The 24,287-nt window shown below is 66.0% G+C and carries 24 protein-coding genes; 20 read left to right on the top strand and 4 right to left on the bottom strand.

The genetic code is table 11. The annotated features are described in order from the left end of the window. Positions 1-27: 27 nt before the first annotated feature. The 9 genes from ACZY1I_RS18390 to ACZY1I_RS18350 all read left to right on the top strand — a co-directional run bounded on the left by ACZY1I_RS18390 (position 28) and on the right by ACZY1I_RS18350 (position 8,603). Positions 28-894 (top strand): aldo/keto reductase, encoded by an 867-nt coding sequence (locus ACZY1I_RS18390; RefSeq protein ID WP_463755899.1) that lies wholly within the window; start codon positions 28-30, stop codon positions 892-894. Positions 895-917: 23 nt separating this feature from the next. Beyond that, positions 918-1,541 (top strand): PaaI family thioesterase, encoded by a 624-nt coding sequence (locus tag ACZY1I_RS18385; protein WP_463755898.1) that lies wholly within the window; start codon positions 918-920, stop codon positions 1,539-1,541. Between the two features lie 64 nt (positions 1,542-1,605). Next, positions 1,606-3,666, top strand: a complete 2,061-nt coding sequence (gene thrS, locus ACZY1I_RS18380; RefSeq protein WP_463755897.1) for a threonine--tRNA ligase — start codon at positions 1,606-1,608, stop codon at positions 3,664-3,666. A 2-nt stretch (positions 3,667-3,668) separates the two neighbouring features. Further along, positions 3,669-4,235 carry an ATP adenylyltransferase gene (locus ACZY1I_RS18375; RefSeq protein ID WP_463755896.1) on the top strand — a complete coding sequence of 189 codons (567 nt, stop codon included), beginning with the start codon at positions 3,669-3,671 and terminating at the stop codon, positions 4,233-4,235. Continuing rightward, positions 4,232-4,873, top strand: a complete 642-nt coding sequence (gene pgsA / locus ACZY1I_RS18370; protein ID WP_463755895.1) for a phosphatidylinositol phosphate synthase — start codon at positions 4,232-4,234, stop codon at positions 4,871-4,873. Before ACZY1I_RS18375 ends, pgsA begins: the two co-directional genes overlap by 4 nt. Beyond that, complete coding sequence (locus ACZY1I_RS18365) at positions 4,873-5,820, top strand: phosphatidylinositol mannoside acyltransferase (RefSeq protein ID WP_463756287.1); 948 nt, start codon at positions 4,873-4,875, stop codon at positions 5,818-5,820. Before pgsA ends, ACZY1I_RS18365 begins: the two co-directional genes overlap by 1 nt. Beyond that, complete coding sequence (locus tag ACZY1I_RS18360; RefSeq protein WP_463755894.1) at positions 5,820-6,944, top strand: glycosyltransferase family 4 protein; 1,125 nt, start codon at positions 5,820-5,822, stop codon at positions 6,942-6,944. Before ACZY1I_RS18365 ends, ACZY1I_RS18360 begins: the two co-directional genes overlap by 1 nt. After that, positions 6,944-8,002 carry an NUDIX hydrolase gene (locus ACZY1I_RS18355; RefSeq protein ID WP_463755893.1) on the top strand — a complete coding sequence of 353 codons (1,059 nt, stop codon included), beginning with the start codon at positions 6,944-6,946 and terminating at the stop codon, positions 8,000-8,002. The genes ACZY1I_RS18360 and ACZY1I_RS18355 overlap by 1 nt, the downstream gene beginning before the upstream one ends. A gap of 1 nt (position 8,003) precedes the next feature. Then, positions 8,004-8,603, top strand: coding sequence for a hypothetical protein (locus ACZY1I_RS18350; protein WP_463755892.1), 600 nt, complete (start codon positions 8,004-8,006; stop codon positions 8,601-8,603). Here the strand turns inward: ACZY1I_RS18350 and ACZY1I_RS18345 are convergent. Continuing rightward, positions 8,577-10,337 (bottom strand): PE-PPE domain-containing protein, encoded by a 1,761-nt coding sequence (locus ACZY1I_RS18345; RefSeq protein WP_463755891.1) that lies wholly within the window; start codon positions 10,335-10,337, stop codon positions 8,577-8,579. The genes ACZY1I_RS18350 and ACZY1I_RS18345 overlap by 27 nt on opposite strands. Positions 10,338-10,540: 203 nt before the next feature. On the opposite strand from ACZY1I_RS18345, the gene pdxS reads away from it, so the two are divergent. From pdxS to ACZY1I_RS18325, 4 genes are all read left to right on the top strand, one after another. Beyond that, positions 10,541-11,467, top strand: a complete 927-nt coding sequence (gene pdxS / locus ACZY1I_RS18340; protein WP_463755890.1) for a pyridoxal 5'-phosphate synthase lyase subunit PdxS — start codon at positions 10,541-10,543, stop codon at positions 11,465-11,467. Positions 11,468-11,476: 9 nt separating this feature from the next. Next, positions 11,477-12,322 (top strand): acyl-CoA thioesterase II, encoded by an 846-nt coding sequence (tesB, locus tag ACZY1I_RS18335; protein ID WP_463755889.1) that lies wholly within the window; start codon positions 11,477-11,479, stop codon positions 12,320-12,322. Further along, complete coding sequence (gene pdxT, locus ACZY1I_RS18330; protein WP_463755888.1) at positions 12,319-12,906, top strand: pyridoxal 5'-phosphate synthase glutaminase subunit PdxT; 588 nt, start codon at positions 12,319-12,321, stop codon at positions 12,904-12,906. Before tesB ends, pdxT begins: the two co-directional genes overlap by 4 nt. Positions 12,907-13,019: 113 nt before the next feature. Beyond that, a complete protein-coding gene (locus ACZY1I_RS18325) occupies positions 13,020-13,775 on the top strand; it encodes a YebC/PmpR family DNA-binding transcriptional regulator (RefSeq protein WP_463755887.1) in 756 nt (251 codons plus the stop codon). Between the two features lie 4 nt (positions 13,776-13,779). Here ACZY1I_RS18325 and ACZY1I_RS18320 read toward each other — a convergent pair whose 3' ends face one another. Both ACZY1I_RS18320 and ACZY1I_RS18315 read right to left on the bottom strand, forming a co-directional pair. After that, a complete protein-coding gene (locus ACZY1I_RS18320) occupies positions 13,780-14,298 on the bottom strand; it encodes a DUF2617 family protein (RefSeq protein ID WP_463755886.1) in 519 nt (172 codons plus the stop codon). Positions 14,299-14,302: 4 nt separating this feature from the next. After that, entirely contained in the window at positions 14,303-14,848 is a 546-nt protein-coding gene (locus tag ACZY1I_RS18315) for a DUF4178 domain-containing protein (RefSeq protein WP_463755885.1), read from the bottom strand. Between the two features lie 131 nt (positions 14,849-14,979). Between ACZY1I_RS18315 and ruvC the strand changes: the two genes are divergently transcribed. From ruvC to ACZY1I_RS18280, 7 genes are all read left to right on the top strand, one after another. Then, positions 14,980-15,534: a crossover junction endodeoxyribonuclease RuvC gene (gene ruvC, locus ACZY1I_RS18310; RefSeq protein ID WP_463755884.1), complete on the top strand. Its 555-nt coding sequence runs from the start codon at positions 14,980-14,982 to the stop codon at positions 15,532-15,534. Beyond that, positions 15,531-16,124 (top strand): Holliday junction branch migration protein RuvA, encoded by a 594-nt coding sequence (ruvA, locus tag ACZY1I_RS18305; RefSeq protein ID WP_463755883.1) that lies wholly within the window; start codon positions 15,531-15,533, stop codon positions 16,122-16,124. The genes ruvC and ruvA overlap by 4 nt, the downstream gene beginning before the upstream one ends. Continuing rightward, on the top strand, positions 16,121-17,173 hold the full coding sequence (gene ruvB, locus ACZY1I_RS18300) for a Holliday junction branch migration DNA helicase RuvB (RefSeq protein WP_463755882.1): 1,053 nt from the start codon (positions 16,121-16,123) through the stop codon (positions 17,171-17,173). Before ruvA ends, ruvB begins: the two co-directional genes overlap by 4 nt. Before the next feature lies 1 nt (position 17,174). Further along, a complete protein-coding gene (locus ACZY1I_RS18295) occupies positions 17,175-17,561 on the top strand; it encodes a DUF1304 domain-containing protein (RefSeq protein WP_463755881.1) in 387 nt (128 codons plus the stop codon). Positions 17,562-17,666: 105 nt separating this feature from the next. Next, entirely contained in the window at positions 17,667-18,758 is a 1,092-nt protein-coding gene (locus tag ACZY1I_RS18290; protein WP_463755880.1) for a ferredoxin reductase, read from the top strand. A gap of 9 nt (positions 18,759-18,767) precedes the next feature. After that, positions 18,768-19,922, top strand: coding sequence for a fatty acid desaturase family protein (locus ACZY1I_RS18285; protein ID WP_463755879.1), 1,155 nt, complete (start codon positions 18,768-18,770; stop codon positions 19,920-19,922). A 66-nt stretch (positions 19,923-19,988) separates the two neighbouring features. Continuing rightward, a complete protein-coding gene (locus ACZY1I_RS18280; RefSeq protein WP_463755878.1) occupies positions 19,989-20,708 on the top strand; it encodes a hypothetical protein in 720 nt (239 codons plus the stop codon). A gap of 57 nt (positions 20,709-20,765) precedes the next feature. On the opposite strand, the gene car is transcribed toward ACZY1I_RS18280, so the two are convergent. Further along, complete coding sequence (gene car, locus ACZY1I_RS18275) at positions 20,766-24,284, bottom strand: carboxylic acid reductase (protein ID WP_463755877.1); 3,519 nt, start codon at positions 24,282-24,284, stop codon at positions 20,766-20,768. Positions 24,285-24,287 lie beyond the last annotated feature (3 nt).

The following is a 24,287-nucleotide window of genomic DNA, read 5'->3' as shown; positions in this document are numbered from 1 at the left end:
CAGCTTGCCACGCGTAACGTCGCAGGCGTGACTGCGAGCTCATCCGGAACGTTCACCCTCGGTGGCGACCTGACCATCAACCGACTCGGTTTCGGCGCGATGCGGCTGACCGGAAAGGGCGTATGGGGACCGCCCGCCGACCGCGACGAATGTGTGCGGGTGCTGCGGCGGGCGGCGGAACTGGGCGTCAACTTCATCGACACCGCGGATTCGTACGGCCCGTACGTGTGTGAGGAGATCATCCGCGAGGCGCTGCACCCCTATACGGACTTAGTGATTGCCACCAAGGCCGGCCTACTGCGTACCGGTCCGGATGTGTGGATCCCCCTGGGCAATCCGAGCTATCTACGCCAGGAATGTGAAATGAGCCTGCGGCGTCTCGGGGTCGAGACCATCGATCTGTATCAGCTGCACCGCATCGACGCGAACTTCCCGCTGGCCGATCAACTCGGCGAGCTGGTCGCCTTGCAGAGTGAGGGCAAGATCCGCCACATCGGCCTGTCCGAGATCAACGTCGACCAGCTCAACGCCGCACGCGAGATTGCGCCGATCGTGTCGGTGCAGAACATGTACAACCTGACGACGCGCTCGGCCGAGCCGCTGCTCGATGCCGCGGCCGCCCAGGGCATCGGGTTCATTCCGTGGTTCCCGCTGGCAGCGGGGCCGCTTGCCGCCCCAGACGGTCCGCTACAGAAGATCGCCTCGGCTCACGACGCGACTCCTTCGCAACTGGCGTTGGCCTGGCTCCTGAAGCGATCGTCGGTGATATTGCCGATCCCCGGTACGTCGAAGGTGGCCCACCTCGAGGAGAACGTGGCCGCCGCCGAGATCAGCATCACCGATGATGAATTCGAGGCGCTGTCGGCCGCCGGTGCCGCCCAGCAGAGCGGCTAGCTGCCGTTTAATACGGTGTGCTGGTGACAAACGATGCGGCCGCTCACCCCGGCGGCGGGTTCAACCCGCCTGTTCCCACCGACAAGGGCGGGCCGGACTACGGCAGGTTCATCGACGCGGTTCGCAAGTTGCAGGATCACGCCCGCGCCGCAGACGCACCCGACGAGATAATCACCCAGGCGGCCGACCGGCTCGAGGAGCTCTCTGCGCTGCTGGCTCCCTACGACGCCGACGAATGGCAGTCGCCCTCGGGTCGCCGGATGGACCTGCCGACGCGTGGCAACGTCCTGACCGTCCCTCTCGAAGCTCATAAGACTGCGGACGGGCGCATCGAGGGCACGGCCCGGTTCGCCCGCTTTCACCTCGGCCGCAACGGAGCCGTGCATGGCGGCTCGCTCGGCATGCTATTCGACAGCATGCTCGGGATGACGGCGGCGTGGCTCACCGGCAGCGCACGTCAGCGCACCGCCTACCTGACGGTCAACTACCGCAAGATCGTGCCGATCGAAAAGGAGTTGCAGTTCGACGCCGGAATCGACAACGTGGACGGACGCAAGATCTTCGTGTCCGGCCGGTTACGCGACGGCAACACCGTGCTGACCGAAGCTGACGCGTTGTTCGTGCGGCTCAAGCCGGGGCAGCCCTGAGGTGACGTCCCGATAGCATGGTCGCGACCCGATCCACCAAATCCTGAGTATTGGAGACCACCCGATGAGCGCCCCCGCACAGTCGACCCCCGCAGGCCCGATCCGGGTCCCTGCCGGGACTACCGCGGCGGCCGCTGTCGGCGAGGCGGGGTTGCCGAGGCGCGGGACGCCCGACTCGATCGTGGTGGTGCGCGACAGTGAGGGCAAACTGCGCGATCTGAGCTGGGTGCCGGAGGCCGACGCCGACGTCGTCCCGGTGGCGGCCAACACCGACGAGGGGCGCAGCGTCATCCGGCACTCGGCCGCCCACGTGCTGGCCCAGGCCGTCCAGGACCTGTTCCCGGGCGCAAAGCTCGGCATCGGACCACCCATCGTCGACGGCTTCTACTACGACTTCGCCGTGACCGAGCCGTTCACGCCGGAAAATCTTGCGGCGCTGGAAAAGCGGATGCGCCAGATCGTCAAGGAAGGCCAGCTGTTCGACCGGCGGGTCTACGAATCCAAGGACGAGGCGCGTAGAGAGCTGGCCGACGAGCCGTTCAAGCTCGAACTCGTCGACGACAAGTCCGGCGACCCCGATGTGATGGAAGTCGGGGGCGACGAACTCACCGCCTACGACAACCTCAACCCCCGCTCCCGCGAACGGGTGTGGGGCGACCTGTGCCGCGGACCGCACATCCCGACCACCAAGCACATCCCGGCGTTCAAGCTCACTCGCAGTTCGGCGGCGTATTGGCGCGGCGACCAGCGCAACGCCAGTCTGCAACGCATCTACGGCACCGCCTGGGAGTCCCAGGAGGCGCTCGATGCGCACCTGGAGCTGATCGAAGAGGCCCTGCGCCGCGATCACCGCAGGCTTGGGGTGGAACTGGACCTGTTCAGCTTCCCCGACGAAATCGGCTCCGGCTTACCGGTTTTCCACCCCAACGGGGGTATTGTGCGGCGCGAGCTGGAGGAGTACTCGCGGCGCAAGCACGTCGAGGCGGGCTACGAGTTCGTCAACACCCCGCACATCACCAAGGAACAGCTCTACATCACCTCAGGGCACCTGGAGTGGTATGCCGACGGCATGTTCCCGCCGATGCACATCGACGCGGAACTCAACCCGGACGGCACGGTCCGCAAGCCTGGGCAGGACTACTACCTCAAGCCGATGAACTGCCCGATGCACCACCTGATTTACCGGGCCCGCGGCCGCTCCTACCGCGAACTTCCGTTGCGGCTCTTCGAGTTCGGCAGTGTCTACCGATACGAGAAATCCGGCGTGGTGCACGGGCTGACCCGGGTGCGCGGCATGACCCAGGATGACGCGCACATCTACTGCACCCGTGAGCAGATGCGCGACGAGCTGACCTCGTTGCTGCGTTTCGTGCTCGACCTGCTCGGGGACTACGGCCTGGACGACTTCTACCTGGAGCTGTCCACCAAGGACCCGGAGAAGTACGTCGGGTCCGACGAGGTCTGGGACGAGGCCACCGAGGTTTTGCGCGAGGTCAGTGAGGCGTCCGGACTGCACCTGGTTCCTGACCCCGGCGGCGCCGCGTTCTACGGCCCCAAGATCTCGGTGCAGGTCAAAGACGCGCTGGGCCGCAACTGGCAGATGTCGACCATCCAGCTGGACTTCAACATGCCGGAGCGATTCGACCTCGAGTACACCGCCAGCGACGGCACGCGGCAGCGTCCGGTGCTCATTCACCGCGCGTTGTTCGGGTCGATCGAACGGTTCTTCGGTGTGCTCACCGAGCACTACGCGGGAGCGTTCCCCGCGTGGCTGGCGCCGGTTCAGGTGGTCGGTATTCCGGTCGCCGACGAACACATTCCGTACCTGAAAGAGGTTGCCGCTCAACTCAAGTCGCATGGAGTGCGGGTGCAGGTGGACACCAGCGACGATCGGATGGCCAAGAAGATCGTCCAGCACACCAACCAGAAGGTGCCGTTCATGTTGCTCGCCGGCGACCGTGACGTGCAGTCCGGTGCCGTCAGCTTCCGATTCGGCGACCGCACCCAGCTCAACGGCGTCGACCGGTCGAACGCGGTCGACACCATCGTGAAATGGATCGCCGATCGCGAGAATGCCACTCCCACAGCCGAACTGGTGAACGTGCCGGTGAGTGATAGTGAGTGACAATGGCTGAGGAGGAGCGGAGCGCGGACGACACCATCTCCGACCGCGGCGTCGGGGACCGAGACCACCTGCAGCGGCTGTGGACTCCGTACCGGATGAACTACCTCGCCGAAGGGCCGCTCAAGCGCGATGAGGACAACCCGGCGCAGCCTTTCACCGACATACCCACCATGTCCGACGAGGACGGCCTCGTGGTGGCCCGGGGCGAACTCGTCTATGTGGTGCTCAACCTCTACCCGTACAACCCGGGTCACTTGATGGTGGTGCCTTACCGTCGCGTCGCGGAGCTGGAGGATTTGACCGACTCCGAGAGTGCTGAGGTGATGGCTTTCACTCAGAAGGCGATCCGCGTCATCAAGAACGTGTCTCGCCCACACGGCTTCAACGTCGGCATCAACCTCGGAACATCGGCGGGTGGCTCGTTGGCAGAGCACCTGCACGTGCACGTCGTGCCGCGCTGGGGCGGCGACGCGAATTTCATCACCATCATCGGAGGCTCCAAGGTGATTCCGCAGCTGCTGCGCGACACCCGTCGGCTGCTGGCTGACGAGTGGGTCCAGCAGTCATGAGCAAGCTCCCGTTCTTGACGCGGGCGTTCTTCGCGCGCGCCACCGACCCGGTGGCACGAGCTTTGCTGAAGATTGGCCTCACGCCGGACATCGTCACCGTGATCGGCACCGTCGGCTCGATGGCGGGGGCGTTGACCTTGTATCCGATGGGCCGGCTGTTCGTCGGCGGCTGCGTGGTCTGGTTCTTCACCGTGTTCGACATGGCCGACGGGGCGATGGCCCGGGAACGCGGCGGCGGCACCCGCTTTGGTGCGGTACTGGACGCGACCTGCGACCGGATCAGCGACGGCGCGGTGTTCTGCGGGCTGCTGTGGTGGATCGCGTTCCACATGCATGACAAACTGCTCACCGTGGCGACCCTGATCTGCCTGGTCACCTCGCAGGTCATCTCCTACATCAAGGCCCGCGCCGAAGCCAGCGGATTGCGCGGCGACGGCGGCATGATCGAACGTCCAGAGCGGCTGATCATCGTGATGAGCGGCGCCGGGATCTCGATGGCCTGGCCGCCGGCGCTGCCGATCGGCATGTGGCTGTTGGCGGTGCTGAGCGTGGTGACGTGCGGGCAGCGTTTGTATGCGGTGCGCACCTCGCCCGGTGCCGTCGACCGTATTCCGCTCCCGAGAAGGAGCGAGCCGTGATGCCTCCCTCGGTGGGTCTGAAGTTGCCCGGCCGGCCCCGGGACTATGTGACGGGAAAGGCGACCGACTGGGCGTATGCCAGCGGTTGGCGGGCGGTGCGGGCGATGCCGGAGTTCGCCGCTCGCTCTGCGTTCGACGCCGGCGCCCGCTACGCTGCCCGAAATGGTGGTCCGGAGCAGCTGCGCAAGAACCTGGCGCGGGTCCTCGGGGTGCGGCCGAAGAAGGTACCGGACTCGCTGATGCGCGCCTCGCTCGAGTCTTATGGTCGCTACTGGCGGGAGGCCTTCCGGCTGCCGACGATGGACCTCGGTCAGCTGACAAGGCGGCTGAACAGCGGCACCCACGGCCAGGACAACCTCAATGCCGCGCTCGCCGCAGGTCGCGGTGTGGTGCTGGCGCTGCCGCACAGCGGCAACTGGGACATGAACGGGGTGTGGCTCGCTCATACCCACGGCACCTTCGCCACCGTCGCCGAACGGCTCAAGCCGGAGTCGTTGTATCGGCGATTCATCGAATACCGCGAGACGCTCGGCTTTGAAGTCATTCCGCTGTCCGGCGGCAATCAACAGCCCTTCGAGATCCTCTGCGACCGGCTGCGGGACAACCGGGTGGTGGCCCTGATGGCCGAGCGCGACCTCACCCGCACCGGAGTCGAAGTCGAATTCTTCAATGAAACCACTCGCATGCCGGCCGGCCCGGCCAAGCTCGCCATCGCGACCGGGGCGGCCTTGCTTCCGTCGCACTGCTGGTTCAACGGTGACAGCTGGGCGTGCAATATGGAGCCGCCGCTGGACACCAGCAGCGGTGACGTCAGTGCCATTACCCAGGTGCTGGCAAACCACTTCGCTGTCAATATCGCAGCCAACCCCGAAGATTGGCACATGATGCAACCGCAGTGGCTTGCCGATCTGTCGGACGAACGACGGGCACGGCTGAAGGGCCGCTGATGCGGATCGGGATGGTCTGCCCCTACTCGTTCGATGTGCCGGGCGGCGTGCAGGCACACGTGCTGCAACTGGCCGAAGTGATGCTGGCGCGAGGACATGAGGTCAGCGTGCTGGCGCCGGTATCTCCGGAAACGTCGTTGCCCGACTACGTCGTCTCCGCGGGCAAGGCAGTCGCCATTCCCTACAACGGGTCGGTGGCCCGGCTGCGGTTCGGCCCGGCCACCCATCGCAAAGTCAAAAAGTGGCTGCAGGAAGGCGAATTCGACGTGCTGCATCTGCACGAGCCGAGCGCCCCGAGCCTGTCGCTGCTAGCCCTCAACATCGCCGAGGGCCCGATTGTCGCAACGTTTCACACCTCGACCACCAAGTCGGTAGCCATGTCGGTGTTGGGCGGCATGCTGCGCCCCAGATTCGAGAAGATCATCGGCCGGATCGCGGTGTCCGACTTGGCCCGTCGCTGGCAGATGGAATCAGTGGGGTCCGACGCGGTCGAGATTCCCAACGGTGTCGATGTCGACTTCTTCGCGTCGGCGGCATTGCTGGAGGGATATCCACGGCCGGGTAAGACGGTGCTTTTCCTGGGGCGTTACGACGAACCGCGCAAAGGTATGGCGACGTTGCTGGCCGCCATGCCAGCGGTGGTGCAGCGGTTTCCCGATATGCAACTGTTGATCGTCGGTCGCGGCGATGAAGACGAATTACGAATTCAGGCAAGTGAATTCGTCGACAATGTGCATTTCCTGGGTCAAGTAGACGATGACGGGAAGGCGGCGGCGATGCGCAGCGCCGACGTCTACTGCGCGCCCAACACCGGTGGCGAGAGCTTCGGGATCGTGCTGGTAGAGGCGATGGCCGCGAGCACTGCCGTGGTGGCCAGTGACCTGGATGCGTTCCGGCGGGTCCTGCAGGAAGGGGAGCTTGGGCGGTTGGTTGCCGTCGAGGACGGCCCGGCGCTGGCTGACGCGCTGATCGCGCTGCTCGAAGATGACGCGCTGCGCGAGCAATACGTCGCCGCCGGCGCGGAGGCCGTCCGCCGCTACGACTGGTCGGTGGTCGCCAGCCAGATCATGCGGGTGTACGAGACGGTTGCCGGATCCGGTGTGAAGGTGCAGGTGGCCAGCTAGTGAATTGGCTGCTGGTGACTGTTGTCGCGGCTTTCGTTTTGCTGCTGGTCATGTTCGCCGCGTGGGGTTTCCAGCGCGCGCACAGATTGGACCGGCTCAACGTTCGCTATGACCTGTCCTGGCAGGCGCTGGACGCAGCGCTGGCGCGACGCGCGGTGGTGGCGCGGGCCGTCGCCATCGATGCCTATGGCGGCGCGCCCGACGGCATGCGGTTGGCGGCGCTGGCGGACGCCGCCGAGTGCGCTCGCCGCAATGCCCGCGAGACCGCGGAAAACGAACTCTCCGCCGCGCTGGCGATGGTCGACCCGGCGTCGGTGCCGGCGGCCCTGGTGGCGGAACTGTCCGACGCCGAAGCCCGGGTGCTGCTGGCCCGCCGATTCCACAACGACGCGGTGCGCGACACCCTGGTGCTGGCCGAGCGGCGCATGGTGCGGCTGTTCCGTCTTGGTGGACGAGCGCCGCTGCCAACCTATTTCGAGATCTACGAGCGACCGCACGCGCAGGCGCACACTGACCACGAGCTCAATCACCGCACGTCGGCGCGGGTGGTGCTACTCGACGAGGACGGCGCGGTGCTGTTGCTGTGCGGCTCGGACCCCGCGCTTGCCGAAGCCGGCGGCGGGGCGGCTCCACGCTGGTGGTTCACCGTGGGCGGCGAGGTGCGCCCCAGCGAGCGTCTGGCCGAAGCTGCCGCGCGCGAACTGGCGGAGGAGACCGGTCTGCGCATCCAGCCCGCTGACCTGGTCGGACCCGTCTGGCGGCGCGACGAGGTCTTCGAGTTCAACGGCTCGATGATCGACAGCGAAGAGTTCTATCTGGTGTGCCGCACCCAGCGGTTCGAGCCGGCGCCCGAGGGGCGAACGGAGCTGGAACTCCGCTACATCCACGGTTCCCGGTGGTGCACCGCGGCTGACATCGCGGAATTGGCGGCCAGCGGCCAGGTGGTCTACCCGCGTCAACTCGGTGAGCTGTTGTCGGTGGCCAACGAGTTGGTGGGCTCAGTCCGGCCCGATGCCGGCGCTGCCCGCAATGCCTTTGTCCCGCAGTCGATTCGTTGATATGCGTGGCGATCGCAAGCGCGGCGGAGGCGGGCGCAGCGGGTCGCCACCATCCGGCACAGCCTGGCTGCAGTTGCGCGTCGGCGAGCACTACGACTCGGGCATCAAGCGCTGGCCGGGCCACGAACTGATCCTGACCGACGCCGGGTGCGTGCTAATCGTCGACCACACCGCTCCGACACCGGAGCAGATCCACGAATTCGAAACCGCTGCAGCACATTTCACGTGGATCGATGGCCGGCACAACGGAATCCTATGCTACCGCTTCGGCACCACGCCCTGGCACTTGATCCCATTCAACCCACACCGGGACAATCCGCAGGGCGCGGTAGCCGGGATGCCCGCGGTCCCACCGCACGAGGGCCTTCAGGTTCTTGTCGGTTTGGTGGACCTGGAGTCACCGGTGCTGGCCGTTCGGGTGGTGAACTGGCCCGAACACTTCGTCAGCGCGATCCGAAGCACGGTGGAAAGGCTTGCGGCGCAACCCTATGACGCCGAAGCCACGGTCAACGAGTCCAACACTTTGTACCTATCCGTCGGCAGCGAACGGCTTGCGCGACGCGGAGTTCAGGCCTCAGAACCGCCACACCGGCGGAGGTGAGAATCCCAGACCGGACAGCGCGTCGTTGACACCTTGCACCGCGCCCTGTCCCAGTTGGTTGGCAACCACGGCCGGATCGACACTCGGGAACAGCGCGAACGGCGCGGGCACATCCTGGAAGGCGGTGCGGTCGTAGCCCAACTCGACGAGCACCCGCAGGTCCGGCTGGATCAGGTCGGCCAACGGGTCGCCCAGCAGGGGAATGGCGCGCAGTGGCGCCAGCAGCGGCAGGTTGTGGGTGGGAATCAGGGTGTAGGTGGTCAGGCTGCCGGGTGACACCGGCTGCACGATGCCCGAGGCGAATTGGGCGGCCGACAGGGTGTAGGACGGGTGCAGGAGCGCGAAACCCATCAAGGCGTTGGCGGTCGCGAACGGGTTCAACGCATACCTCGGGAAGTCGGCGGCGCCGTCGTACTGGATGGCGTAATCCATGGTGGGGTAGACGTCGGCGGGCGTGGCACCGCTGAAAGTGAAACCAATAAAGGGTATTTGGAGGCCCGGGAACCGTGCCAGCAGACCGCCGTTGGGCCGGTTGGGATTTGCGGTCAGCACGAACGACAACTCATCGGTGCCCGGCCGCAAGGCGGCTGGTAGCGATTGCAGATAACGCAGCTCCGCAGTGGCCACCGTGGAACTCTGAGACAGGCCGAAGACGATGGTGTCCTTGCCCGCTGCGTGCAGGTTCATGATCGCGTTGTCGAGCAGTTGCCTTCCCATGGCCACCGACGCGTCGAAGGTCAGGCTGGTCGGCCCGGTGACCGGGAACAGCTTCGACGGAGTGTTCAGGAACTGCGCGAAATAGGACGGGTGGCTCGGGGTGACGAAGCTCTCGGCCATCGGCACGAATCCCGGCCAGGGGATCGGGCTGACTCCGGTTCCGCCCATGAACAGCGCGGTCTTTGCCGGAGTGCCGGTGCCGACTTGGTTGAGATCAGTCAGTAGGGGGCCGACCATGCCGTTGCCGGGGAGTGCGAAGCCGACGAGTCCGCTGCCGTTGTTGGCGAACCCGACATTCCAGTTGCCGAGATTGGCGGCACCGATGTTGTAGTCGCCTTTGTTGCCGAAGCCGATGTTGCCGGTACCTCGGTTACCGGAGCCGATGTTGTTGTAGCCGATGTTGTCGCTGCCGAAGTTGAAGGTGCCGGTTTGCCAGTCGATGGTGAGTGCCGGCAATCCGGTCGCGGCGTAAATACTGCCCAGTTGGCCGCTCAGGCGCTGAAGGAGCACGTCAATGGCCGTCAGCCGGGCGGCGGCCGACGACGCACCGGCGTAGTAGTCGGCCATCGCGGCGACGTCCTGCGCCCACATCTGCTCGTATCCGGCTTCGGCGGCCGCGATCGCCGGAGCGTTCTGGCCCAGCAGATTCCCGGCGACCAGCGAGACCAGCTGATTCCGGTTGGCCGAAACCATCGCAGGGTGCACGATCGCTGCCTGAGCAGCCTCGAATACGCTCGCCGCGCTTCGCGCCTGGACGGCAGCCTGCTCGGCCTGCGCAGCCGCCGTCCTCAGCCACGTCAGGTAAGGGGCTGCGGCGCGAGTCATCGCGAGCATCGCCGGGCCCTGCCAGGCGCCGTCGGCAAGGCCGGAGGTGATTGCCGCAAAATCAGCCGCCGCGGCATCCAATTCCAACGCCAAACCGTCCCAGGAGGCCGCAGTGGACAACAGGGAACCCGAACCCGCACCTGCGAAGATGCGGGTTGAGTTCAGTTCCGGTGGCAGTACCGCGAAATTCATGGCTTTACATTCGGCATTGAGGCCTTTTGAGATTCCCGACGAGCTCGTTTGACTCCCCAATACCGGGGAGCTTAGGGCACTGCGAAGCGCGAACCCTGGGGTTTGTTGAAACTATGAAGGCAGAACAGCGGAAAAAATCGTTTCCGGTTCACCTTTAGACTGGTGGTCACATCGCACCCCTTGCGGGAGATTCAAGGAGAGAAGTGGAGACCCAGAACGGGGCCCAACCGGCCGCCAATCACGCCGGGGCCCAGACCGGAACCGCCCGCGTCAAGCGCGGGATGGCCGAAATGCTCAAGGGCGGCGTCATTATGGACGTCGTCACCCCCGAGCAGGCGCGCATCGCAGAAGGTGCCGGCGCTGTCGCGGTGATGGCGCTGGAACGGGTACCGGCCGACATCCGCGCCCAGGGCGGGGTATCGCGCATGAGCGACCCCGACATGGTCGAGGGCATCATCGACGCGGTCACCATCCCGGTGATGGCCAAGGCCCGGATCGGGCACTTCGTCGAGGCACAGATCTTGCAGAGCCTCGGGGTGGACTACATCGACGAGTCCGAGGTGCTCACGCCCGCCGACTACACCCACCACATCGACAAGTGGAAGTTCACCGTGCCATTCGTGTGCGGGGCCACCAACCTCGGTGAGGCGCTGCGCCGCATCAGTGAAGGTGCGGCGATGATCCGCTCCAAAGGCGAGGCGGGCACCGGCGACGTCTCCAACGCCACCACCCACATGCGTTCGATCGGTGGCGAAATTCGCCGGCTCACGTCGTTGGCGCAAGACGAATTGTTCGTTGCGGCAAAGGAATTGCAGGCCCCCTACGATCTCGTTGTCGAGGTGGCCCGGGCCGGCAAGTTGCCGGTCACCTTGTTCACCGCCGGTGGCATCGCGACTCCGGCTGACGCCGCGATGATGATGCAACTCGGCGCCGAGGGCGTCTTCGTCGGCTCCGGCATCTTCAAGTCCGGCGACCCCGCGCAACGCGCCGCCGCGATCGTCAAGGCCACCACCTTTTTCGACGACCCCGACGTGCTGGCCAAGGTCTCGCGCGGGCTGGGGGAGGCGATGATCGGTATCAACGTGGAGGAGATCGCCCAGCCGCATCGCCTGGCTCAGCGCGGCTGGTAAAAACTACCCGTGGCGATCGAAAAGATCCTTGATCTCGAACAACTCGAGGTCAACATCTACCGCGGCAGCGTGTTCAGTCCCGAATCGGGTTATCTGCAACGCACCTTCGGTGGTCATGTAGCCGGCCAGGCGCTGGTCTCGGCGGTGCGCACTGTCGATCCGAACTTCCAGGTGCACTCTTTGCACGGGTACTTCCTGCGGCCCGGCGATGCCAAGGAACGCACCGTCTTCATCGTTGAGCGCACGCGTGATGGCGGTTCATTCGCCACCAGGCTGGTCCGGGGGATCCAGCACGGCGAGATCATTTTCAGCATGGGCGCGTCCTTCCAGGTGGACCAGGACGGGATCGAGCACCAGGACGCGATGCCCGCGGCGCCGCCGCCCGACGGTCTGCCCGGCTTGTCTTCGGTCCGGGTGTTCGACGACGCCGGATTCAAGCAGTTCGCGGAATGGGACGTCTGCATCGTGCCGCGCAACAAACTGCAACTGCTGCCCGGCAAGGCGTCCCAGCAGCAGGTGTGGTTCCGGCACCGCGACCCGTTGCCCGACGACCCGGTGCTGCACATCTGTGCGCTGGCGTACATGAGCGACCTGACGTTGCTGGGATCGGCGCAGGTGAACCACCTCGAGGTGCGTGAGCATCTGCAGGTGTCGTCGCTCGACCATGCGATGTGGTTCATGCGGTCCTTCCGGGCTGACGAATGGTTGCTGTACGACCAGTCCTCGCCGTCGGCCGGCGGTGGTCGATCTCTCTGCCAGGGCAAGATCTTCAACCAGCACGGTGAGATGGTGGCAGCGGTCATGCAGGAGGGGCTGACCCGCTTCAAGCGCGGATACCAGCCGCCCAGCCAGTGAGCCCGCCGCTGGTCGGCGTGCTGGCACTGCAAGGCGACACCCGCGAGCACCTCGCCGCACTGCGCGAGGCCGGGGCCGAAGCGATCACGGTGCGCCGCCGCGACGAACTCGATGCGGTTGACGGCCTGGTGATACCCGGTGGAGAGTCCACCGCGATGACCCATCTGCTCCGCGACTTTGACCTGCTGGAGCCGCTGCGGGCCCGCCTGGCCGATGGGCTGCCGGCGTACGGATCCTGCGCCGGCATGATCCTGCTGGCCACCGAGATCCTCGATGCCGGCGCCAACGGACGCGCGGCGCTGCCGCTGGGCGGCATCGATATAACGGTGCGGCGCAACGCTTTTGGTCGTCAGGTCGATTCGTTTGAGGACGATCTCGCGTTCACCGGCCTCGACGAACCGGTGCATGCGGTGTTTATCAGAGCGCCGTGGGTCGAACGGGTGGGTGAAGGTGTCGAGGTGCTGGCGCGGGCGGCCGGTCATCCCGTGGCGGTGCGCCAGGGCCGGACGCTCGCAACGTCGTTTCACCCCGAGATGACGGGGGACCGCCGGGTGCACGCGATGTTCGTCGCCTCCCTGAGGTAGCTGAGGTCAGCCCTCAACCCGAGATGGGCTGGCCATGCTACGACGGCGGGCACGTACACTCGACGGTCGGACTTCACCGCAGGCGAGAAGCAGACAAGAAGAGGTTTTAGGGCATGAGCGGCCATTCCAAGTGGGCTACCACCAAGCACCAGAAGGCCGTCAAGGACGCGCGCCGTGGCAAGGAGTTCGCCCGGCTGATCAAGAACATCGAGGTCGCCGCCCGTACCGGCGGTGGTGACCCGACGGGCAACCCGACTCTGTACGACGCCATTCAGAAGGCGAAGAAGACGTCGGTGCCCAATGACAACATCGAGCGCGCCCGTAAGCGGGGCGCGGGCGAGGAAGCCGGCGGCGCGGATTGGCAGACGATCATGTACGAGGGCTACGCGCCGAACGGCGTGGCGGTGCTGATCGAGTGCCTGACCGACAACCGCAACCGCGCGGCCAGCGAGGTCCGGATCGCGATGACGCGTAACGGCGGCGCCATGGCCGACCCGGGGTCGGTCTCGTACCTGTTCTCCCGCAAGGGCGTCGTCAGCCTGGAGAAGAACGGGCTCACCGAGGACGACGTGTTGATGGCGGTACTCGAGGCGGGCGCCGAGGACGTCAATGATCTGGGTGGCGGCTTCGAAGTGATCTCCGAGCCGACAGACCTGGTCGCGGTGCGGACTGCGCTGCAGGACGCCGGCATCGATTACGAGTCTGCCGAGGCCAGCTTCCAGCCGTCGGTCAGTGTCCCGGTCGACATCGACGGCGCTCGCAAGGTGATCAAGCTGGTCGACGCGCTCGAGGACACCGACGACGTGCAGAACGTGTGGACCAACGTCGAACTGTCCGATGAGGTGCTGTCCGCGCTCGACGAGGAGTAGCGACTCACGGTCGCCAGCGGCTCGTGGTGTGCACCACGGTGCCCCCGGTCCGCAATGGGTGTCGCGGGTACAGGTGCCAGGTTTGCCATCGCCAGCCCGCGCCGTCGGGCGTAGCCGACAGCGCGGTCAGTGCGGCGTCGTCGCCGGGAAATACCCCACCCAGCCATCCGGACTCGGCCGAGCAATGCTCGCGGAGATCACGAGCGAGCCGACGAAATTCCGTTTCGTCAGTTTCGTAAGTACTGGACTCGAGGCGATAGCCGGGCGCTTCGACGTACTCCGGCAGGCTGTCGCCGTGGCTGCCGCCGGCGGTGCATGAGACCTGTTCGGAAAAGGCGCCATGGTCGACGGCGTCCACGGTGACCACGTGTGACGCTCCGAGGACTCCGAGTAGCAGCGCACCGCCATCTGGGTGTTCCAGCCGATAGGTGGCCAGCGGCGGCGGTGCCGCAGCGTTCAGCGCCAGGGCCAACCGGGCACCGGACACGTCGGCCGGGGCAACCATAAGTCGATGAAGTGGCACCGCGCTACCTTGACCGCGCCCGGTCGACGGTGACCTCGCTGGTTAGCAGGCATTTGCCAGTCGAGATCTCCCACGGCATGTCGGCGGTCCAGCGCTCGAAGCAGAGCATGGCGGACTCGTCTGCATTCGCGTAGTCGATGTAGTCCATGATGCCTTCCGCTGGCAGTCCCGTCGTGCCCCCGGATGTGAACCGGGCTCGACCGCGTTCGATCTGTCGCAACGTCTCCCCATCGACCACGTGCTCGGCGCCAGGTCGCAACGTAAGGTCAGGGCGCTTGACCCACCACGTCAGGTCCAGCCGGCCTTCGACCTCGTCGACGCCGAACCAGATCGGCTCCGGGCCGCCGTCCAAGAGGTGCTCCCACCACGCGTATGGACCTCGCCGGTACGTCACCGACCCGAGGACCTTGTAGTCGATACCGTTGTGCCGGACACGCGCGCCGGGGCGCAGGTGGCGGGGGCCGGATCGCCGCTGCTTCAGCGCGTAGCGCAGTACGAGGAGGCACACGATGGACACCGCCACCACGATCGCGATCAGTTCTGTTCCCACGAGAACCTTTCCGTAGTGCGCCCTAACGTAACGCACCCCCGCCGCGTGTCCTACCTGCTGCTGTCGGAGGCGCGAGCTACGCTATCGAACAGCTGTTCGGTACCTTTGAGACGAAATCGTGGGGAGCTGCGGTGCGGGTAATGGGCGTCGATCCTGGGTTGACGCGGTGCGGGTTGTCGCTGGTGGAGAGTGGACTCGGCCGGGCGATCACCGCGCTCGATGTCGACGTGGTGCGCACGCCTTCCGACCTACCGCTGCACCGGCGGTTGCTGGCCATCAGCGAGGTCGTCGATCACTGGTTGGACACCCACCACCCCGACGTGATGGCTATCGAGCGGGTGTTCTCCCAACTGAATGTCTCGACGGTGATGGGCACGGCGCAGGTCGGCGGTGTCATCGCGCTGGCCGCGGCGAAGCGCGACATCGACGTGCATTTCCATACGCCCACCGAGGTCAAAGCCGCGGTCACTGGCAACGGCCGCGCCGATAAGGCGCAAGTCACCGCGATGGTCACCCGGATCCTTGCTTTGCAAGCCAAACCGAGCCCGGCCGACGCGGCCGATGCGCTGGCGCTGGCGATCTGCCATTGCTGGCGGGCACCGACGCTGGCCCGGATGGCGGCTGCCGAGGCCCAGGCCGCGCTGCAGCGCGATAAGTACCTGGCCAAGCTGAAGGCCGCCCGATGATCGCCTCGGTCCGTGGGGAAGTCGTCGATGTGGCTCTCGACCACGCGGTCATCGAGGCGGCGGGCGTCGGTTACCGGGTGAACGCGACGCCGTCGACGCTGGCGACGCTGCGGCAGGGCACCGAGGCCCGGTTGATCATCGCGATGATCGTCCGCGAAGACTCGATGACGCTGTACGGCTTCTGCGACAGCGAGACGCGGGACCTGTTCCACACGCTGATGTCGGTCTCCGGCGTCGGCCCCCGGTTGGCGATGGCGACCCTGGCTGTTTATGACGCAACGACGCTGCGTAAGGCGCTGGCCGACGGCGACGTCACCGCGCTGATCCGGGTGCCGGGCATTGGCAAGCGCGGCGCCGAGCGGATGATTCTGGAATTGCGCGACAAGATCGGTGTGCTGAGCGGGTCGGGCGCGGTCCCGGCGGTGAACGGCCACGCGGTGCGCGGGCCGGTGATCGAAGCGCTTGTCGGCCTGGGCTTTCCGGTCAAGCAGGCCGAGGAGACCACCGACAAGGTGCTGGCCGCCGATCGGGACGCCAACACGTCGGCCGCGCTGCGGGCCGCCCTGTCGGTGCTGGGTAAGACCAGGTGAACGAGGCGGACGACTTCGAAGACCGCGACGTCTCACCCACGCTCGCGGTCGGCGAGGGCGATATCGACGGCGGCCTGCGGCCCCGGTCACTGCGCGAGTTCATCGGTCAGCACCGGGTTCGTGAACAGCTACAGCTGGTCATCGAGGGAGCGAAGAACCGCGGCGGTACGCCGGATCACATTCTGTTGTCCGGCCCACCGGGGTTGGGCAAGACATCCCTGGCGATGATCATCGCCGGCGAGCTGGGTTCGGCATTGCGGGTGACATCGGGGCCCGCGCTGGAACGCGCGGGCGACCTGGCCGCGATGCTGTCGAATCTGGTCGAGCACGACGTGCTGTTCATCGACGAGATCCACCGCATCGCCCGGCCGGCGGAAGAAATGCTGTATTTGGCGATGGAGGACTTCCGGGTCGACGTGGTCGTCGGAAAGGGACCCGGCGCGACGTCGATTCCACTCGAGGTCGCGCCGTTCACCTTGGTCGGCGCCACCACCCGGTCGGGCGCCCTGACGGGTCCGCTGCGCGACCGGTTCGGGTTCACCGCGCATATGGATTTCTACGAACCGGGCGAGCTGGAGCGGGTGCTGGCGCGCTCCGCCGGCATTTTGGGGATCGAGTTGGGCGTTGAGGCCGGCGCGGAAATCGCGCGCCGGTCGCGCGGAACGCCGCGCATCGCCAACCGGTTGCTGCGCCGGGTCCGCGACTACGCCGAGGTGCGCGCTGACGGCATCATCACCCGCGATGTCGCCAATTCGGCACTGCAGGTCTACGACGTGGACGAGCTGGGGTTGGACAGGTTGGACCGGGCGGTCCTGACGGCGCTGACTCGCAGCTTCGGCGGCGGGCCGGTTGGAGTGTCGACGCTGGCGGTTGCGGTGGGGGAGGAGGCGACCACCGTGGAAGAGGTGTGCGAGCCTTTCCTGGTGCGGGCCGGCATGGTCGCGCGCACGCCGCGAGGCCGGGTGGCGACAGCGCTGGCCTGGACGCACCTGGGAATGACGCCCCCGGTGGGAGCCTCGCAACCCGGATTGTTCGATCAGGAGGTCTGAAATGGTCATCGCCGCTTTGGTGTTCGCCGGTCTGGCTGCGGTTTTGCACGTCTACATCTTCGTGATGGAGTCATTGACCTGGACCTCGCCGCGCACCCGGGCGACGTTCGGCACCACGCCGGAAGAGGCCGAGACCACCAAGCTGCTGGCGTTCAACCAGGGTTTCTACAACCTGTTCTTGGCGATCGTGACCGGGATCGGCATCGCTGGGGTAGCGACGGGGCACTGCGCCGTCGGGTCCGCGCTGATTTTCGCGGGCGTTGGTTCCATGGCCGCGGCCGCGGTGGTTCTGCTCCTTGCGGCGCGGGACAAGGCACGTGCCGCGGTGACCCAGGGGCTGTTTCCGACGATCGCAATCGTGCTGCTCCTGATCGGTCTGCGGTCCTGACGGCCGTTACCGAATTGGACGGTTTAAGTCCGTCTCGGATGGGTACTGTGTGCTGAGTCACGTTGCTTCTCGGCGTGTCGGCTTCTCAGTGAGAGCGAGGGACCAATGCCGGAGCGTGGATCAAAGGTTGCGTTGCCGGGGCTGGCCCGACTTGCGGTAAGAGGCCTCGGATACTTCACTTGGCCGCTGAAAATCGACGACTACCTCGAGTTGATCACCCCGCTATGGTCGGTCGAGGAATTACGCGGCCGCATCGAACGGGTGCACCGAGAAACCGACGATGCGGTCACCGTTTTCATCACCCCGGGGTTCCGCTGGATCGGCCACGAGCCGGGTCAGTACGTGCGGATCGGGTTCGACGTGCAAGGCAAGCGGCATTGGCGGGCCTACTCGTTGAGCAGCGATGCCGCACGTCCGGACGGACAAGTGACGATCACCGTCAAACGCACCGACGACGGCGTGGTGTCCAGGTTCGTCAACAGCACCCACGCCGTCGGTTCGATCGTGACTCTCGGCGATGTCGAGGGCGAGTTCACACTGCCCTCGCCGACTCCGGAGAAGTTGTTGTTCCTCACCGCGGGCAGCGGCGTCACGCCGGTGATGGCGATGTTGCGCTCGTTGAGTCGCCGCGGCGAGGTGCCAGACGTGCTCCACGTCCATTCCGCCCGTACCTCGGACGACGCGATCTTCGCGTCGGATCTTGCCGCGCTGGCTGACAAGCACGACAGTTACCGGATCACGCAGCGCGCGACCAGTGAGAGTGGCCACCTCAAGCCGGAGGATCTTGACGAGGTCTGCCCCGATTGGCGGGAACGGGAAACATTCGCCTGCGGGCCGGGGGCCATGCTCGACGCCCTACGCGAGCACTACGACGGGGCGGGCGTCGCGGAGCGACTGCACATCGAGTCCTTCGAACACATGCTGCTCGCCGGGGAGACCGGCAAGGGCGGCACGATCACCTTCTCCGGAAGCGATCTCACCGCTGAATGTGACGGCACGACAACCATTCTCGATGCCGGTGAGAACGCAGGCGCAACCCTTCCGTATGGCTGCCGGATGGGTATCTGTCACACCTGTACCGGCACGTTGCGCGACGGTTCGGTGCGCGATCTGCGGACCGGAGACGTCACCCAGGCCAGCACCGAGATCCGAACCTGTGTCAACAGCCCCGACGGCGACATCACTATTGAGCTCTAGGAGATCTACATGACCGAATCGATGATCGAGAGCCCGATCGTTCACCTGACCGAGGAGCAGATCGAAGCGATCGGCAAGGAGTTCGACGCGATCCATGACGAGGTGTTCGACAGCCTCGGTGATCGCGATGCGCACTACATCCGCACCATCATCGCGCTGCACCGCCAGCTTGCGCTGTTGTCGCGAGGCATCCTGCTCGGCTCGCGCTATAAGCCCGCGTGGCTGCTCGGCACCGCCGTGCTCGGCATCGCGAAGATCCTGGAGAACATGGAGATCGGGCACAACGTGATGCACGGTCAGTGGGACTGGATGCAGGACCCGCGAATCAACTCAGCGTCCTGGGACTGGGACAGCGCTTCTACGCCCGAGGCTTGGAAGCACTCGCACAACTACGTCCACCACACCTACACGAACATCCGTGGCAAGGATAAGGACCTCGGCTACGAGATCATGCGGATCGATCCACACCAACCGTGGCATTTCGCATACTTGTTCCAGCCGTTTTACAACATCATCCTTGCCTCGTTCTTCGAGTGGGGCGTGGCAGCCCACGATCTGGACGCAAAGGCGATCAGGTCCGGCGCCAAGAGCAAGGAACAGATCCGCCGAGAGCTGCGCGGCATGGGCAAGAAGGCGTGGCGGCAGATCGTGAAGGACTACATCGCGTTTCCGGCGCTATCCGGCCCGCGAGGCTTCAAAGCCACCCTGAAAGCCAACTTCACGGCCAACCTGATCCGCAATGTCTGGTCATACGCGATCATCTTCTGCGGACACTTCCCCGATCAGACCTACACCTTCAGCGAGGAAGAAGTCGGCGAAGACGAAAGCAGGGGGCACTTCTACCTCCGGCAGTTGCTGGGCGCCGCGAACATCGAAGGCTCGCCGGTCTTCCACGTTCTGTCCGGCAATCTCGGTTACCAGGTCGAGCACCACCTGTTCCCGGACATGCCCTCGAGCCGGTATGGACAGATCGCGCCGAAGGTGAAAGACCTCTGCGAGCGGTATGGACTGCCCTACAACACCGGTCGATTTGGTCGCCAGTTCGGCACCGTCCAACGGACGATCCTGCGACTGGCGTTCCCAGGGGGTAAGCCGGCCGCCAAACCCGGTCCCTACCAGCCCGTTGACGACGACGCCATCGTGCGTCCCCTCATCGCCGTCTGACGTGCCAGGCTTCGTTACATCGCGACATCGTCTGGGTACCCATGCGGTACCAAACGAGGAGATGCCATGACACAGATAGATGACCGCCCGGCTCGTGGGCGTATCCCGCGCTCGCGCGGCGCGGTGATCGGATTGCTCCTGGTCCTGCTGGGGGCCTGGGGAGCGCTGATCCCGTTTATCGGCCCGAACTTCGAATTCGCGTACACACCCGGGCAGTCGTGGACCGCGGCTCGCGGCTGGCTCGAGGTGCTGCCAGGCGCGGTCACCGCGTTCGGCGGCGTGCTGCTGATCCTCTCGCGAAGCCGTGGCAGCGGAATGCTGGGCGGGTGGCTCGCGGCGCTCGGTGGCGCCTGGTTCGTGGTGGGCGGTGTGTTCGCGCCGGCGCTGGGCATCGGCTCGGTGGGTGACCCCGTCGCCGCAACCGACCGCAAGCGAGCCGTCCTCGAAATTGCGTACTTCTCGGGCCTCGGTGCACTGATCACGTTCCTCGCTGGTGCCGCCGTCGCGCGTCTGGCCGTTCGACTGGCCCGCGACGTCCAGCGCGACGAGATCTATGAGCCGGCCCCGGTCTCGACACCCGCGGCAATTGACCAACCCGCGGTGCCGGCACAGCCCCCGGTGACGGCGCACCACCCTTACCGGCCGCCGTTCGAGCAGCAACCGGCTGACGTCTCTTCGCAGGCGCTCACCGCGCCGCGTGGCCAGCAAGTCGCGCCCGGTGACGGCGAACCGCAGCGCAGCGGCTTCTTCCGCCGCCATCGCACTCCGGTCGCGCACCCGCAGTAGTCCTGAACACGACAAAGCCGATCGCCGGTGATACCGGTGATCGGCTTTGTCGTGTGCTCAGAGCAGTCCGAGTAACCGCAAATCGCTGACGTACTTGGCGATGATCGGTGCCGAGATGTGCGGGATGTCCTTGTCGGGCCCGACTTTGGCGTCCTGGACCGCCGCGCGGAAGCGGTCGGTGGGCGCCACCGACCCGCACACCGGCTTCTCCGGCTGTTGGTAGTTGTGCAGCAGGGGTAGCAGCGAGCTGTGTCGTTGCCGTTCGGGCAAACCGCGCAGGCTGGTCTCGAACCGCTGCAACCACTCGCCGTAGTCGTCAATGCGCTGGATTCCGCAGCCCTGCTCGATCATCCAGTCGACGAACTCGTCGAACCCGATGCCGTCGTCGTAGGGGTTCATGACGTGGAAGGTCTGGAATCCCTGCTCGCTGCGGACACCCAACGTCGACACCGCCTCGGCGATGAACTCCACCGGCAGGCCGTCGTAGTGGGCGCGCTGACGGTTGCCGTCGGCGTCCAGTTCGTAGAAGGAGCCCGGTGCGATGCCGGTGGCGACCAGGCTGAGCATCATCCTGGTGAACATGTCAGGCAGGTTGAGCTGGCCCGCGTAGGTGGTGTCGGCCAGGATCATGTCGCAGCGGAACACCACCACCGGCAGCCCGCACAGGTCGTGTGCCTCGCGCAGCAGCACCTCGCCGGCCCACTTGCTGTTGGCGTAGCCGTTGGCGTAGCTCTCGTCGATCGTGCGCGTTGCGCTCACGACTCGAACGTCGGCGTCCTCGTTGAAGTCCGCTCGAGTGATCTGGCCGCCCACCGCGATTGTCGAGGTGTAGAGGAATGGCTTCTGGCTCGTGGTGAGCGCCAGACGCAACAGCTCGGCAGTTCCCAACGCGTTGGGACCGAACAACTGGCTGTACGGCAGTACGTGATTGACCAAGGCCGCGGGGTCGACGATCAGGTCGACGGTGTCGGCTAGTCGCTGCCAGGTGACACTGTCCAGGCCGAGGTCGGCCTCGCCTTTGTCGCCGGCCAGCACCTCCAGATGGTCGGTGGCCAACTCCCGGTAGTGCTGCAACAGGTTCGGGTCACCGCTCTCGAAAATCTTGTCCAGGCGGGCCCGGGCCTCGTCGTGCGACTTCGCCCGCACCAGGCAGATCACCTTGCCGTCGACCAGGTGCATCCGCTCCAGCCATTCCAGCGCGAGGTAACGGCCGAGGAAGCCGGTGGCTCCGGTCAGCAGCACGGTCCGCACCTGGGTGTTCGGGCCGGGCAGCGTTGGTGCGGCGGCCAGCGTGGCGGCGTCGATGAACTTATCCAACGTCAGGTCACTGGCGTGCACCTCCGCAGCGTCGCGCCCGTGTACCGAGGCGAAGGTGGGCCGCTTGGCGCCGGCTCCGCGCTCGCTCTCGATGTAGTCCGCGAGGCTCTGCAGGTCACTGGCCGGGCTGACGATGACCCCCACCGGCACGTCGACCTCGAAGATCTCGTGCAGCAGGTTGGCGAACGACAACGCCGAAAGTGAGTCTCCGCCCAGGTCGGTGAAGTGGGCGTCCGGCCGTAGATCGCTGACAGTCGTACCCAGCAGAGCACCGGCAGCGCGAGACAGGGTCAACAACACCGGCTGGTCGGCGCCGCCCTGGCGCAACGCCCGCATCTCTTGGACCTGGCTGTCCGCCAGATCGGTGTAGAGCTGTTCCAGCCGCTGCCCGTAGTGGTTCTTGAGCTGGGGCCGCGCCAGCTTGCGGATACCGGTCAGCAAGCCGTTCTCCAGCGTCCACGGGGTGGTCTCGATGATGAAGTCGCGTGGGATCTCGTAGGACTGCAGACCGGCAGACTTGGCGACCTCCTGCAGCGATTCGGCGATCCTCGGCTTGAGCTCCTCGACACCGAAGCGCGTCAATGCCTCGTCGGTGGGGACGAATACCGCCAGCAGGTAGGCGCGGGCGCTGTTGGCGTAGACGTAGGCCTGCCGGATCAGCGGGCTGTCGTTGAAAAGCGGCTCCAGCTTGGACACCGTCACGAACTCGCCCTGCGACAACTTCAGCACGTTGTTGCGGCGATCGAGGTAGACCAGCTGATCGGGACCGACGAGGGCCATCACGTCGCCGGTTCGGTAGAAGCCGTCCGCGTCGAACACTTCGGCGGTGATTTCCGGGCGCTTGTAGTAGCCGGGGAACATGTGGTCTGTCTTGAGCAACAGCTCGCCCCGGGGATAGGGCTGGTCGGTGAGGAAATAGCCCAGGTCCGGCACGTCGATCAATTTGTAGTCGAGTACCGCGGGACGCTTGAGTCCGTTGTCGATGGTGGCCATGCCGGCCTCGGTGGACCCGTAACCCTCCACCATGTGCATGTCGAGCAACTCATCGACCCACGCCTTCATCTCCGACGAGATCGGCGCGGATCCGGTCAGCGCGTCGACGAACCGTCCACCCAGGACGTCGTGCCGCAGCTCGTCCAGGACCTGCTGCTGCGCGGTGTTGGGGTCGCCTCCGGCAGCCACCCGCCGGTCGACATCACTCTGGAACTTCTCGAACAGCATGTCCCACACGCGGGGAACCACGGTCAACGCGGTGGGCCGCACCAGGGCGAGGTCGTCGAACAGCGTTGAGAGGTCGCTGCGGGCCACGAAGTAGGCGGTGCCGCCGTTGCCGAGGGTGGCGAACAGGACCTGCCTGCCCATCACGTGACTCATCGGCATGAAGTTCAGCGTGATGGACGGGTGCTGCTTGGGCTTGGCCTGGAAGTCCGAGCTGGCCCAGAAGCTGGCCACCCGGCTCTCGGTGTTCATCGCGCCTTTGGGGGCACCCGTGCTGCCCGAGGTATAGATCAGCAGCGCCAATTCGTTGTCGGACGGGTCGCCGGTGGCGGCGGAGGCCGGCTCGGACGGCAGCGCTGCGCCGCGCTCGAGCACGTCAGCGAGTGTCACCACGGCCACGGTGGTGTCAGCCAGCTGCGCGCGGGCCGCCTCGACGGCGTCGCGCTCGTCGTCAACCTCGGGGTGGTAGTCGAAGACGACCAGCTGAGCCGGCGCGTGGCCGCTGATCGCCAACTCGACGGCGTCGCTGAGGTTTCCGACGCTGGCGGCGATGACGGCCGGCTCGGTCTCGGCGACGATCGGCCGCAACCCGGCCAGTGCCGCGCCGGTCTGAAGGGGTACCGCAACAGCGTTCAGCTGCGCCACCGCGACGTCGATCACGGTGTAGTCGACGCTGGTGAATCCCAGGATGCACACCCGGTCGCCGGGCTGGACGGACTGTTCGGCGCGCATCGCGCGGCTGAACGCACCGATCCGGTCGGACAGCTCCCGGTAGGTGATGGTCTCGAAGCGGGGCAACAGCTCTAGCGAGGTGCGGTCGGTGGCGGCGTCGGTGACGAACTCGAAGGCGCGCTGGCCGAGGGCCGGCCGGTCGGCGTAACCGTCCAGCACGGTCTGGACGATCTGGGTCAGTCGCAGCCCGGGCTGGCGGGTTGCCTCCGCAACCGCCGGGTCGGGCACTGCCGCGGCGAACTGCTGATCGGTCGCGCAGAGGTCATCGATGCGGCGGGCCAGCCGCTCCTCGCGGGTTACTACGGACATAAC

The sequence above is a fragment of the Mycobacterium sp. IDUB_37 genome (genome assembly GCF_055419245.1).
This window is presented reverse-complemented; position numbering and strand designations above follow the sequence as displayed.